Source organism: Nakamurella multipartita DSM 44233 (genome assembly GCF_000024365.1).
Classification (GTDB): Bacteria; Actinomycetota; Actinomycetes; order Mycobacteriales; family Nakamurellaceae; genus Nakamurella; species Nakamurella multipartita.
The window spans coordinates 3774581-3787134 of sequence record NC_013235.1 but is presented as its reverse complement, the minus strand read 5'-3'; the positions used below and the strand labels follow the sequence as shown (position 1 = coordinate 3787134).

Annotated in this window: 11 protein-coding genes; 3 read left to right on the top strand and 8 right to left on the bottom strand. The window is 71.2% G+C overall.

Features of this window, described 5'->3' with window-relative positions:
* Positions 1–64: 64 nt before the first annotated feature.
* From NAMU_RS17020 to NAMU_RS17010, 3 genes are all read left to right on the top strand, one after another.
* Positions 65–1399 (top strand): diacylglycerol/lipid kinase family protein, encoded by a 1335-nt coding sequence (locus NAMU_RS17020; RefSeq protein ID WP_015748636.1) that lies wholly within the window; start codon positions 65–67, stop codon positions 1397–1399.
* Positions 1400–1521: 122 nt separating this feature from the next.
* On the top strand, positions 1522–3621 hold the full coding sequence (gene thrS / locus NAMU_RS17015) for a threonine--tRNA ligase (RefSeq protein ID WP_015748635.1): 2100 nt from the start codon (positions 1522–1524) through the stop codon (positions 3619–3621).
* Positions 3614–4162 (top strand): HIT family protein, encoded by a 549-nt coding sequence (locus NAMU_RS17010; protein ID WP_015748634.1) that lies wholly within the window; start codon positions 3614–3616, stop codon positions 4160–4162. The genes thrS and NAMU_RS17010 overlap by 8 nt, the downstream gene beginning before the upstream one ends.
* A 140-nt stretch (positions 4163–4302) precedes the next feature.
* Here the strand turns inward: NAMU_RS17010 and NAMU_RS17005 are convergent, their stop codons facing one another.
* The 8 genes from NAMU_RS17005 to NAMU_RS16970 all read right to left on the bottom strand — a co-directional run bounded on the left by NAMU_RS17005 (position 4303) and on the right by NAMU_RS16970 (position 12501).
* Positions 4303–5250, bottom strand: a complete 948-nt coding sequence (locus NAMU_RS17005) for a BKACE family enzyme (RefSeq protein ID WP_015748633.1) — start codon at positions 5248–5250, stop codon at positions 4303–4305.
* A 175-nt stretch (positions 5251–5425) separates the two neighbouring features.
* Positions 5426–6124 (bottom strand): 2-oxo acid dehydrogenase subunit E2, encoded by a 699-nt coding sequence (locus NAMU_RS17000; protein ID WP_015748632.1) that lies wholly within the window; start codon positions 6122–6124, stop codon positions 5426–5428.
* A complete protein-coding gene (locus NAMU_RS16995) occupies positions 6121–6966 on the bottom strand; it encodes a class II fructose-bisphosphate aldolase (RefSeq protein WP_015748631.1) in 846 nt (281 codons plus the stop codon). The genes NAMU_RS17000 and NAMU_RS16995 overlap by 4 nt, the downstream gene beginning before the upstream one ends.
* A 64-nt stretch (positions 6967–7030) precedes the next feature.
* Positions 7031–8527, bottom strand: a complete 1497-nt coding sequence (locus tag NAMU_RS16990; RefSeq protein WP_015748630.1) for an FGGY family carbohydrate kinase — start codon at positions 8525–8527, stop codon at positions 7031–7033.
* The gene (locus NAMU_RS16985) at positions 8524–10134 is read right to left on the bottom strand and encodes a glycerol-3-phosphate dehydrogenase/oxidase (RefSeq protein ID WP_015748629.1); all 1611 of its coding nucleotides are present in this window, start codon (positions 10132–10134) and stop codon (positions 8524–8526) included. The genes NAMU_RS16990 and NAMU_RS16985 overlap by 4 nt, the downstream gene beginning before the upstream one ends.
* A 1-nt stretch (position 10135) precedes the next feature.
* On the bottom strand, positions 10136–10381 hold the full coding sequence (locus tag NAMU_RS16980; protein WP_015748628.1) for a lipoyl domain-containing protein: 246 nt from the start codon (positions 10379–10381) through the stop codon (positions 10136–10138).
* Between the two features lie 42 nt (positions 10382–10423).
* The gene (locus NAMU_RS16975; protein WP_015748627.1) at positions 10424–11485 is read right to left on the bottom strand and encodes an alpha-ketoacid dehydrogenase subunit beta; all 1062 of its coding nucleotides are present in this window, start codon (positions 11483–11485) and stop codon (positions 10424–10426) included.
* Entirely contained in the window at positions 11482–12501 is a 1020-nt protein-coding gene (locus tag NAMU_RS16970; protein WP_015748626.1) for a thiamine pyrophosphate-dependent dehydrogenase E1 component subunit alpha, read from the bottom strand. Before NAMU_RS16970 ends, NAMU_RS16975 begins: the two co-directional genes overlap by 4 nt.
* Positions 12502–12554: the final 53 nt, after the last annotated feature.

Below are 12554 nucleotides of genomic sequence, written 5' to 3'. Positions count from 1 at the left end.
GCCGGCCGATGCCGGCAGCGGGGTGCGGTTCGTCCCCTCGCCTGACCGCCTCGACGGAGAACGAATGCCAGACCACTCGCCCAGCCGTTCGACCCCCGCCCAGCGGTGGCAGGCCCGGGGGGCCTTCGCCGCCTGGATCGCCGCGCTGATCGTGCTCATCGCCACCGAGGGCGCGATCGGGCTGACCCTGCTGGTGATCGGGCTGCTCGGCTCGCTGCTGGTGATCGTCGGCGGGTACCTGTTCCTGGCCCGGCGCGGCCTGCTGCGCGGGCTGGGCATGTTCCTGGCCATGGCCACGGTCGTCGCCGTGCTGGTCGTCTTCATCCGGCAGAACGCGATTGTCGTCGCGCTCATCGCCATCGCCCTGCTGGTCGTCGGCGGCGCGGCCGCCCACGCGGCCCTGCGCACCCGGATCCCGCCGTGGATGCCGAGCGTGCGCACCCCGCCGCCGCGCCGGCCGTTCATCGTGATGAACCCGCGCTCGGGCGGTGGCAAGGTCGTCAAGTTCGACCTCCAGCGCAAGGCGCAGGCGATGGGCGCCGAGGTGGTGCTGCTGGAGGGGCCGGGTCACGTGGACGTCGCCGCGATCGTGCGCGACGCCGTCGACCGGGGCGCCGACCTGCTCGGCGTCGCCGGCGGTGACGGCACCCAGGCGCTGGTCGCCGGGATCTGCGCCGAGCATGACGTCCCGCTGCTGGTGATCAGTGCCGGCACCCGCAACCACTTCGCGCTCGACCTGGGCCTGGACCGGGACGACCCGTCGACGTGCCTGGCCGCGCTGACCGACGGCGAGGAGGTCAAGGTCGACCTGGGCATGATCGCCGACCGGCCGTTCGTCAACAACGCATCCTTCGGCGCCTACGCGCAGATCGTGCAGAGCCCCGAGTACCGCGACAACAAGAACCGCACCATCCTGGCCATGCTGCCGGACCTGCTCGATCCCACCCAGGGCAGCCGGCTGACCGTCCGGACCGGCGCGCGGACGATCACCGACCAGCAGGCCGTGCTGGTCAGCAACAACCCCTACGGTTCGGGCCGGCTGCGCGACCTGGGCCGGCGGGAGCGGATCGACCAGGGCGAGCTCGGCGTGGTCGCCGGGCACGTGGCCAGTGCCGCCGAGGCCGCGGCCCTGCTGCGCCGGTCGCAGTACCGCACGGTCACCACGCTCGTCGGTGACGGCGACGTGGTCATCGACGTCGACCGTTCGGACGGGACGCCGGCGGTCGCGGAGATCCCGGTGGGGGTGGACGGCGAGGCGCTGACCGTGCCCGCCCCGGTCCGGTGCTCGATCCGGCCCAAGGCCCTGCGGGTGCGGATCCCGCGGGTTCGGCCCGGGGTGCCGGTCTCGCCGGAGCCGATCGACTGGCAGCGGCTGGTCGCGCTGGCGCTGGGCCGGTAGCCGCCGGCCCCATCCCGGCCGGCCCGCGGGATATCCGGGCGAGGGGCCGCGGCGCCGCGGGCTAGCATCGCGGTGCCCGTGTTCATCCCGGCCTCGGCCGTCAGCCCCACCCAGGAGCCACCGTGTCCAGCGCACCCACCGCCCCACCCGCCCCGAGCGTGAGGGTCCCGGCGGGCACGACTGCCGGCTCGGCGGTCCGCGCGGCCGGCCTGCCCAGCTCCGGGCCGCAGGCGGTGGTCGTGGTCCGGGACGCCGACGGCCGGCTGCGCGACCTGTCCTGGAGCCCCGACGGGGACGTCGACGTCGAGCCGGTTGGCGCCGACACCGAGGACGGCCGCTCGGTCATCCGGCACTCGGCCGCCCACGTGCTGGCCCAGGCCGTCCAGGACAAGTTCCCGGACGCCAAGCTGGGCATCGGCCCGCCCATCAAGGACGGCTTCTACTACGACTTCGACGTCGACCGGCCGTTCACCCCGGACGATCTGGCCGACCTGGAAAAGCGGATGCGCAAGATCATCAAGTCCGGGCAGCGGTTCGCCCGGCGGGTGGTCGACTCGCCCGCGGCGGCCCGCGCCGAACTGGCCGCCGAGCCCTACAAGCTCGAGCTGATCGATCTGAAATCCGATGCCGCGGTTGATGGTTCGGCCGACGAGGCGGTCGAGGTCGGCGCCGGCGAGCTGACCATCTACGACAACCTGCACGCGCACACCGGGGACCGGGTGTGGGGCGATCTGTGTCGCGGTCCGCACGTGCCGACCACCCGGGCCATCCCGGCTTTCCAGCTGCTGCGCAGCGCCGCCGCCTACTGGCGGGGCAGCGAGAAGAACCCGCAGCTGCAGCGCATCTACGGCACCGCCTGGGAATCGGCGGAGGCGCTGGAGGCCTACCAGCAGTGGCACGCCGAGGCCGAGCGCCGAGACCACCGCAAGTTGGGCGTCGAGCTGGACCTGTTCTCGTTCCCGGACGAGCTCGGCTCGGGGCTACCGGTGTTCCACCCCAAGGGCGGCATCATCCGCAAGGAGCTCGAGGACTACTCGCGGGCCAAGCACATCGCCGCCGGGTACTCGTTCGTCTACACCCCGCACATCACCAAGGCCAAGCTGTACGAGATCTCCGGGCACCTGGACTGGTACGCCGACGGCATGTTCCCGGCGATGCACCTGGATGCCGAGCTCGGCCCGGACGGTGAGGTCCGCAAGCCCGGCCAGGACTACTACCTCAAGCCGATGAACTGCCCGATGCACGACCTGATCTTCCGCTCGCGCGGGCGCTCCTACCGGGAGCTGCCGCTGCGGATGTTCGAGTTCGGCGCCGTCTACCGGTACGAGAAGTCCGGCGTCATCCACGGTCTGACCCGGGTGCGGGGGATGACCCAGGACGACGCGCACATCTTCTGCACCCGCGAGCAGATGCGCGACGAGCTGACCAGCCTGCTGCGGTTCGTGCTGGAGCTGCTGGCCGACTACGGGCTGGACGACTACTACCTGGAGCTGTCCACCCGCAACGAGGACAAGTACGTCGGCACCGACGAGAACTGGGCGGTGGCTACCGAGACCCTCGCCGAGGTCGCTCGGGAGTCCGGTCTGGACCTGGTCGACGACCCGGGCGGGGCCGCGTTCTACGGGCCCAAGATCTCGGTGCAGGCCCGGGATGCGCTCGGCCGGACCTGGCAGATGTCCACCATCCAGCTCGATTTCAACCTGCCGGAGCGGTTCGAGCTGGAATACACCGGGCCGGACGGCAGCAAGCAGCGGCCGGTGATGATCCACCGGGCGCTGTTCGGCTCGGTGGAACGGTTCTTCGGCGTGCTCACCGAGCACTACGCGGGCGCCTTCCCGGCCTGGCTCTCGCCGGTGCAGGTGGTCGGCATCCCGGTCGCCGACGCGTTCGGCGATTACCTGCAGGACGTGGTCGACCAGCTGGTGGCCCGCGGGATCCGGGCCGAAGCCGACCATTCCGACGACCGGATGCAGAAGAAGATCCGCACCCACACCACCGCCAAGGTCCCGTTCCTGCTGCTGGCCGGGGAGAAGGACGTGGCCGCCGGTGCGGTCTCGTTCCGGTTCCGGGACGGCACCCAGATCAACGGGGTGCCGGCCGCGGCCGCGGTGCAGGCCATCGTGGACTGGGTCGGCCAGCGGCGCAACGACGCGCCGACCGCCGCCGCATTCGAGGCGCTGCGGCCGGCCCCGGCCGCGCCGGCCGACGGCGCGGATGGCTGAGACCGGCGGGCCCGAGCTGGTCGAGCAGGCCGGTGTCGGCGTGCCCGACCAGCTCGCCCGGCTGTGGACGCCGCACCGGATGGCCTACGTCAGCGGCGGTTCCGGGGCGCCCAAGCCGGCCGACCCCGGCTGCCCGTTCTGCCACATCCCGTCGCTGTCCGACGAGGACGGGCTGATCGTGGACCGCGGCGAGCGGGTGTACGCGGTGCTGAACCTGTACCCGTACAACCCGGGCCACCTGATGGTGGTGCCCTACCGGCACATCCCGGACTACACCGACCTGGATCCGGCCGAGCTGGCCGAGTTCAGCGAGTTCACCCGGCACGCCCTCACGGTGATCCGGACGGTCAGCGCCCCGCACGGCTTCAACATCGGCATCAACGCCGGCGCGGCCGGCGGGGCCGGCATCGCCCCGCACCTGCACCAGCACCTGGTGCCTCGGTGGGGCGGCGACGCCAACTTCATGCCCGTCATCGGGCAGACCAAGGTGCTGCCGCAGCTGCTGGCCGACACCCGGGGCCTGCTCGCCGCAGCCTGGTAAACCCCGCCCGCCCCCGCCCCCAAGGGCGCCGAGTGTGCAGAAACGGCCCTTATTCCCGGGAATAAGGGCCGTTTCTGCACACTCGACGGGGGTAGGCGGGCGCGGGTGGGGGCGCGGGTGGGTGGTGTGCGGGGCCGGGGTCAGCGGAGCTGGTACAGGGCGCGGGCCTGCTCGTGGGTGGCGATCGGCCGGCCCACCTCGCGGGCGATCTCCTGGGCCTGCTGCAGCAGCTCCAGGTTGGTCGGATTGCGGGCCGGGTCGTAGAACAGTTCCAGGCCGGTCTTGATGTGCCCGCCCAGCTCGATCGCCCGGCGCAGGATGTGCGTGTCGTCCAGCGCGCCCTGGCCCCAGATCGAGATGTACCAGGGGTGCTTGACTTTCGCCTCCTCGATCATGTGCAGGTAGTAGTACAGGCTCTCCAGGCTCGGCTTCATGCCGTTGGTGCCGATCGGCTCGGTGGCGGTCAGGCCGTAGTCGCCGATCAGGTAGAAGTCCCACATCGAGCCGGGCGTGGACATGCCCTGGTTGACGTAGTACATCGCGTGCCGCAGGTGACCGGGCTCGTAGACGCCGTAGACCATCGGCACATTGCGTTCGCGCAGCATCCGCCACTGCCGGCCGACCCGGGCGTAGTTGAACCCGAACTCGGGCCCGACCAGGTACCCCTCGTCGTCGGTGTGGGTCGCGAACAGGGTCAGACCGGTATCCACGCAGGCGATCTCGGCGTGCGCGTGCTCGTTGAGCAGGGCCACGTGCTCCAGCCCGTGCTCGTCGCCGATCAGCCGCAGGTTGTTGCAGGTGGTCGGATACCAGGTGATGTCCGGGTGCTTGTCCAGCACCTTCTCCCACGTGCGCATGTAGTCCTTGAACGCGTTCTCGCCCAGCAGGTCGAAGCTGGTGTTGTGGGCGTGGATCGCGCCGGCCCCGGCCTCCCAGCACCGGATCGCGTCCTCGGCGATCTCGTCGTAGCCGACCGGCGTGTTCGGGTTCATCTCCTTGCTGCGCACACCGTTGATGTGCGATTCGATGACGACCGGGTAGTCCCAGTGCGGTTCGGCGTCGGCGTACTTGTCCAGCGCGGTGGCCATGGAGGCCTCCTTCGGTTCGGGTTCGGGTCGGGGTTTCGGCGAGGCGGGCGTGGCAAGGCCGCCGAGCGTGCAGAAACCGCCCTCATCCCGCGGGATAGGGACCGTTTCTGCACACTCGACCGGGGTGAGGGCGGCGCGGCCGGGGGAGGGCGGCGCGGCCGGGGGGAGGGTGGGCCTAGCGGGGGGCCTGGACCTCGTCCCGGATGCGGGCCAGGAACGCGGCGCCGGTGGCGCCGTCGATGGCCCGGTGGTCGCAGGTCAGGGTGAACTCGGCGATCGGCCGCCACGCGGGTTCGCCGGTCTGCGTGTCGCCGACCCAGACCTGCCGTTGCCGGGTGCTGCCGACGGCCAGGATGGCCACCTGCGGCACGTTGAGGATGGCGTCGAACCGGTCGATGCCCATCATGCCCAGGTTGGACACGGTGAACGTGCCGCCGCTGACGTCGGCCATGGCCAGCTTGCCGGCCCGGGCCCGGGCGACCACGTCCTTGCGGGCGGCCGCCAACTCGGGCAGGCCCAGGCCGTCGGCGCCGTGGATCACCGGCACCATCAGCCCGGCGTCGGTGGCCACGGCCACCCCCAGGTGCACCGCGTCGAAGGTGGTGACGACCTCGTCGGCGTAGTGGGCGTTGAGCGCCGGATGGGCCCGCAGCGCGGTGGCGCAGGCGGCCAGCAGGGCGTCGGTGACGGTGGCGCTGGGCTCGAACTCCTTGGTGCGCAACGCGTTGCTCATGTCCACCTCGACGGTGAGGTGGAACACCGGGGCGGCCCAGGCGGCGATCATCCGGCGGGCGGCGGTGCGCCGGATGCCGGTGAGCTTGGTCTGGGTGCTGCCGGCCGGCGCGTCCGTGCTGGGGGGAGCGGTGGTGGTCACAGCCCGGCCTTGCCGGAGCAGCCGTAGAGCTCCATCTTGCCGATGGTGGCGGCGACCATCCGCTTGCGACCCTCGGCCATCGCGGTCTCCAGCTGCCGGTCGCCCTGCGACCAGACGGCCTCGATGCCGGAGCGGAAGGCGTGCCGCAGGTCGGTGTCGGCGTTGAACTTGTGCACGCCGTTCTCCACCGCGGCCCGGATCTCGTCCTCGGGCACGCCGGAGGCGCCGTGCAGGACCAGCGGGATCCCGGTGGCGTCCCGGATCTGGGCGATCCGATCGATGTCCAGCGGGGCCGGCGTGGTCATCGGCACGCCGTGCATGATGCCCACCGAGATGGCCAGCCAGTCCACGCCGGTCTCCTTGACGAAGCGCTCGGCCTCGGCGACATCGGTGTAGTAGGCGGACCAGTCGACGTCCTCGTCGGCGTCGGGGATCTTGCCCAGCTCGGCCTCCACGGGAAGGCCGAAGGCGTGGGCGATCTCGACCAGCCGGCGGGTGCTGCGGATGTTCTCCTCGAACGGCAGGTGCGCGCCGTCGTACATGACGGAGCCGAAGCCGAGCTTGATCGCTTCCAGCACCTCGTCCTCGGGGCCGTGGTCCAGGTGGATGACGACGTCGGCGCCGGACTCCTCGGCGACCCGCTTGGTCATCTCGTAGGCCGCTCGCAGGCCCATGTGCGGCACGATGGCCCGGCCGACCTGCAGGAAGACCGGTGCCTTGGCCTCCTCGGCGGCCAGCACCAGGGCCTGGGTGGTCTCCACGTTGTGCATGTTGAAGGCACCGACGGCGTAACCGCCGGAGCGGGCGTCGGCGACCAGCTTGGCCGGATCGACGTAGGGCATGGCGAACTCCTCATCTGCGAAGCGACGGGCGGGGACAGCAAGGTGGGTGAATCGGCAAGCTTGATCAGGCGGCGCGGGCGGCCGCGACCGCGCGGCGCCAGCCCTCGTACAGGTGGTCGGCGCGGGCGGCGTCCGGGCCGGGTTCGAACGTGAGGTCCGCGGTCCAGCCGGCGGCCAGGTCGTCGGGCGACTTCCACACCCCGACGCCGATACCGGCCAGGAAACCGACGCCCAGTGCGGTCATCTCGCGCTGGCTGGCCCGCAGGACGGGAATGCCGCACAGGTCGGCCTGGAACTGGCAGAGCAGGTCGTTGCCGGCCGCGCCGCCGTCCACCTTGAGCGAGGCCACGGCCAGGCCGGCCGCGCCGAGCCGGTCGATGTTGTCCCGGGTCTGGTAGGCCATGGCCTCGACGGCGGCCCGGACCACGTGCTCGGCCCCGGATTCCAGGGTGAGCCCGGAGATCGTCGCGGTGGCCCCGCGATCCCAGTAGGGCGAGCCGAGACCGTTGAAGGCGGGCACGAAGTAGACGCCGCCGTTGTCGTCGGCCAGCCGGGCCAGCCGCTCGATGTCGTTCCCGGTGCTGAACATCTTCATCCGGTCGCGCAGCCAGCCCAGGGTCTGGCCGCTGGAGAAGACCGTGCCCTCGACCTCGAAGGCGGTGCGGCCGGCCACCGTCCAGGCCACGCTGGCGATCTGGCCATCCACCAGCATCGGGTCCGCGCCGCTGTTCACGGTGAGGACCCCGGCCGTGCCGTAGGTGTTCTTGGCCGAGCCGGGCTCGAAGCAGGCCTGGCCGAACATGCCGGCCTGCTGGTCGCCCAGGATCGCGGTCACCGGCACGCCCCGGGAGCCGGCGGCCAGGTCACCGAACACAGTGGGGTCGGCGTCGCCGAACGCGGCGTCGGACGGCACCGCCTCCGGCAGCAGGGCCAGCGGCACGCCGGCCCGGGCGCACAGCTGCTCGTCCCAGGCCAGGGTGTGCAGGTTGAACAGCCCGGTCCGGGACGCCTCGCTGTGGTCGGTGCGGTGCGAGCGGCCGGCGGTCAGCTGCCAGAGCAACCAGGTGTCCAGGGTGCCGGCGGCCAGCTCCCCGCGCTCGGCGCGCTCGCGGGCGCCAGGCACGTTCTCCAGCAGCCAGGTGAGCTTGGAGGCGCTGAAGAACGGGTTGTTGTAGACGCCGGTCCGGGCCCGGATGTCGTCGTCCCAGCCGGCTTCCCGCCAGCGGGTGACGATCGGCTCGGTCTGGTTCGACATCCAGGAAATGGCCCGGTGGATCGGCTCACCGGTGCGCCGGTCCCAGAGCACGACCGTCTCCCGGGAGGTCGTGATGCCGATCGCGACCAGGTCCCGGGCGGTGGCGCCGACCCGGGACATGGCCTCCAGCATGGCGTCCCGCTGGGACTGCCAGACCCGGACCGGGTCCAGCTCGACCCAGCCGGGGTGCGGGAACACCGGCACCACCGGCCGCCGGGCCTCGCTGACGATCTGGCCATCGGGATCGATCAGCACGGCCCGCGCGCTGGAGGTGCCCTCGTCCAGGGTCAGCACGTAGCTGGTCATGCCGGCTCCTCAGTCGGTACCGCCAGGTGGTCCAACCAGTGCTTGTAGCCGGCGATCTCGGCCTCGCGCCGGTCCTCGTCCCAGCCGAGCCGATCGCCCAGCACGGCGGCGATCTTGTCCACCGATTCCAGGGCGTGCCCGGGTTCGAACGCGAGCAGGGTGCGCCGGGCCAGCACATCGGCCAGGGTGCGGGCGAACTCGACCCGGACCGCGAACACCAGCTCGGCGCCGATCGCGCCGGTCGGTTCGTGCACCACCGCGAGCAGTTCGGGGTCCTGCGCGGCCAGGGCGGCCACGTCCAGGGCCCGGCCCCCGTAGATGCCGACCAGCCGCTGCACCGACGCCGGCGAGAGCCCGGCGCCGGCCAGCTCCCGGCCCACCTCCGCGACGTCGCCGACCGCGCCCGGGAAGGGCAGGTACTTGGTGACGCACTTGGGGGCCGGGCGGCCGAGCTTGTCGAAGGCCAGATCGACCGCGTCCTGGGCCAACTGCCGGTGCGTGGTCAGCTTGCCGCCGACCACCGTGATCAGCCCGTTCACCGTCCCCTCGTGCTCGTGCAGCACGTGGGTGCGGGGGACCGAGGACTCGGCCACGCCCGGGGCGTAGGGCAGCGGCCGCACCCCGGACAGCGTGTACAGCACGTCGTCCTTGGTCAGGTTCGCCTCCGGCACCAGGCCGTTGACCTCGTCCAGGATGTACTGCATCTCGTCCGCGTCGCAGCGGGCGTCATCCGGGTCGTCATCGAAGCGGATATCGGTGGTGCCCAACATGTACCGGCCCATCCAGGGAATCACCAGGACCAGCCGGCCGTCCCGCCGGGACTCGTAGTACACGACGTCGGTCGGCGCACCCGGGAACGGGTCCACGACCAGGTGGCTGCCCTTGGTGCCGCCGTTGAGTCGCGGCTGACCCGCGGCCCCGGTGGTGAAGATGCGGTCGATCCACGGACCGGCCACGTTCATGATCACCGAGCCGCGGACCTCCTGCAGCTGGCCGCTGTCGGTGTCCCGGAATCGCACGCCCACCAGCCGACCGTGCTCGACGATGGGCTCCTCCACCCGGGCGTGCGTGCGGATGACCGCGCCGTCGCCGGCGGCGGCCACCGCGAGCTCCACGCAGAGCCGCTCGGCGTACTCGACCTGCCCGTCGGTGAAGACCGCCGCGCCGGACAGGCCGTCCGTGCCGATCCCGGTGAAGCGTTGCCGGGTCTCGGGTTCGGACAGGATCTCGTGCCGGGCCGACTTCTTGTCGAACGAGAGCACGTCGTAGGCGATCATGCCGAAACGGATCATCCAGCCGGGCCGGCGGTTGTGCGCGTAGAACGGCATCAGCAGCCGGACCGGCTTGACCAGGTGCGGCGCCTGCACGAACAGCCGCTCCCGCTCCCGCAGCGACTCGCGCACCAGCGCGAAGTCGCGGTGTTCCAGGTAGCGCAGGCCGCCGTGGATGAGCCGGCCGGACCAGGCGGACACGCCGCTGCAGATGTCGTCCTGCTCGAGCAGGACGACGCGCAGGCCGCGCAGGGCGGCGTCGCGGGCGATGGCGACGCCGTTGATGCCTGCCCCGATCACCACGACGTCGAAGGTCGACGACAGCGCGTCCAACATGTCAGTCCGTCGTTTCGATGATGGCGACGACGGTGCGCACCTCGACCGTCTGGTCGGCCGGGATCAGGATCTCGGTGAGGGTGCCGGTGGCCGGGGCCTCCAGGGTCTCCTCGACCTTCTCGGCCTCCACCTCGGCCAGCGGCTCGTCCTCGGTGACGCTGTCGCCGACCGCCTTGTGCCACTCGATGATGGTGCCCTCGCTCATGCCCATGCCCCACTGGGGAAGCAGGACCTCAATGCGTGCCATCTGTATGCCTTTCCGAAATGTTGTGCAGGGAGTTGATGTCGACTAGCGCGGGGCGCCGACCCGGGCGCCGTTGTGGGCGGCCGGATCCGGGGCCGCGGGGACGGGTCCCCGCTCGCCGGTCACCCGGCAAATCGCCTCGGTGATGGTGGCCCGGTTGGGGTAGAGCTGCTTCTCCAGGGCCGGGCTGAACGGGATCTGGGTGTCCGGGGTGGTGACCCGGACGATCGGCGCCTGCAGCGATTCGAACGCCTCCTCGACCACCAGCGCGGAGATCTCCGCGGCGGCCGAGCAGGTGCGGTGGGCCGGATCGGCGACGACCAGCCGGCCGGTCTTGCGGACGGACTCGATGACGGTGTCGATGTCCAGCGGCACCAGCGTGCGCGGGTCGATCACCTCGACCGACAGACCCTCCTCGGCCAGCGCGTCGGCGGCCGCCTCGGCCTCCGGCACGGCGCTGGAGATGGCGACGACGGTGACATCGCTGCCGGTGCGCAGGGTTCGGGCCACGCCGAAGGGGATGCGGTACTCCTCGTCGGGCACCTCCTCCTTGCGGCCCCAGAGCAGGCAGGCCTCGAAACTCAGGACCGGGTCGTCCATGTCGATCGCGGTGCGCAGCAGACCCTTGGCGTCGGCGGGGGAGGCCGGGGCCATGATCTTGATGCCGGGCACGTTCATGAACATCGGGTACGGGCGGTCGCTGTGGTGCGCACCGGTGTTCAGGCCGTAGAACATGGCCGAGCGGAAGACCACCGGCATGGAGGCCTGGCCGCCGAACATGTAGCGGTTCTTGGCGACCTGGTTCACGAACTGGTCCATGGCCATGTACATGAAGCTGGAGTAGGACAGGTCGACGATCGGGCGCAGCCCGGTCATCGCCGCGCCGGCGGCGGCGCCCACGATGATCTCCTCGGAGATCGGGGTGTTGCGGATCCGGTTGGCGCCGAACTTCTGCAGGAAGTCGCCCTTGTCGGAGCGGGACTTGCCGCCGGTGGTGCCGTAGACGTTGGCCTCGACGTCCTCGCCGATGATGACGACGCGCTCGTCGGCCTCCATCGCCTCCAGCTGGGCGGCGCCGATCGCGCCCAGGTAGCTCATCACGCTCACGGTCGTGCTCCGATCGGATCCAGGTACTTGGACGGGGTGATTGGTTCGGTGTACAGATCGGCGAACGCGATCGACGGCTCGGGGAAGGGACTGTCGTTGGTGAAGGTCACCGCGTCCTCGACCTCGGCCAGGACGTCGGCCTCCAGCTGGTCGAGCTCCTCGGTGGTGGCGATCCAGTTGTCGATCAGGTACTGCCGGTGCAAGACGATGGGGTCGCGGGCCAGCCAGTCCGCCTTCTCGTCCGCGTTGCGGTAGTCGGTGGCCAGCCGCAGGCCCTCGGAATGCTCGTTGTACCGGTAGGTGACGACCTCGACCAGGGTCGGCCCCTCGCCCGCCCGGGCCCGATCGACGGCGGTGCTGACCGCGTCGTAGACGGCCATGATGTCCTGCCCGTTCTCCACCCGGACCCCGGGGATGCCGAAACCGGCGGCCCGGTCGGCGATCACGCCGGAGGTCACGGTCCAGGCCTGGGTGGACAGGGCGTACTGGTTGTTCTCGCACAGGAAGATGACCGGCAGCTTCCACACGCCGGCGATGTTCAGCGACTCGTACAGGCAGCCCTGGTTGGCGGCCCCGTCACCGAAGAAGGCCAGCGAGACCTTGCCGTTGCCCAGCACCTTCGACGACAGCGCGGCGCCGGTGGCGATCGGGATGGAGCTACCGACGATGCCGGACTCGCCCAGGCTGCCGACGTTGAAGTCGGCCAGGTGCAGCGAACCGCCCTTGCCGCCGCAGACGCCGCCGGCCTTGCCGACCAGCTCGGCCATCAGCGGGCCCAGTGGCGAGCCCTTGCCGATCGGGTGGCCGTGGCTGCGGTGGTTGCCGGTCATGTAGTCGTGCTCGCCCAGGGCCATGGTCGCGCCCACGACCTGCGCCTCCTGGCCGATGCTGGTGTGCACGGTGCCCGGGATCGCGCCCCGCTTCACCATTTTCGACGCCCGCTCGTCGAACCGGCGGATCCGCAGCATGCGCCGCTGCATCTCCACCAGGAACTCGGGATCCAGTTTCTGGTTCATCTCACTCCTTCGAAATGGGGGTGGGCGGTGGGCCCGTGGGGTGGGGGAGGGAT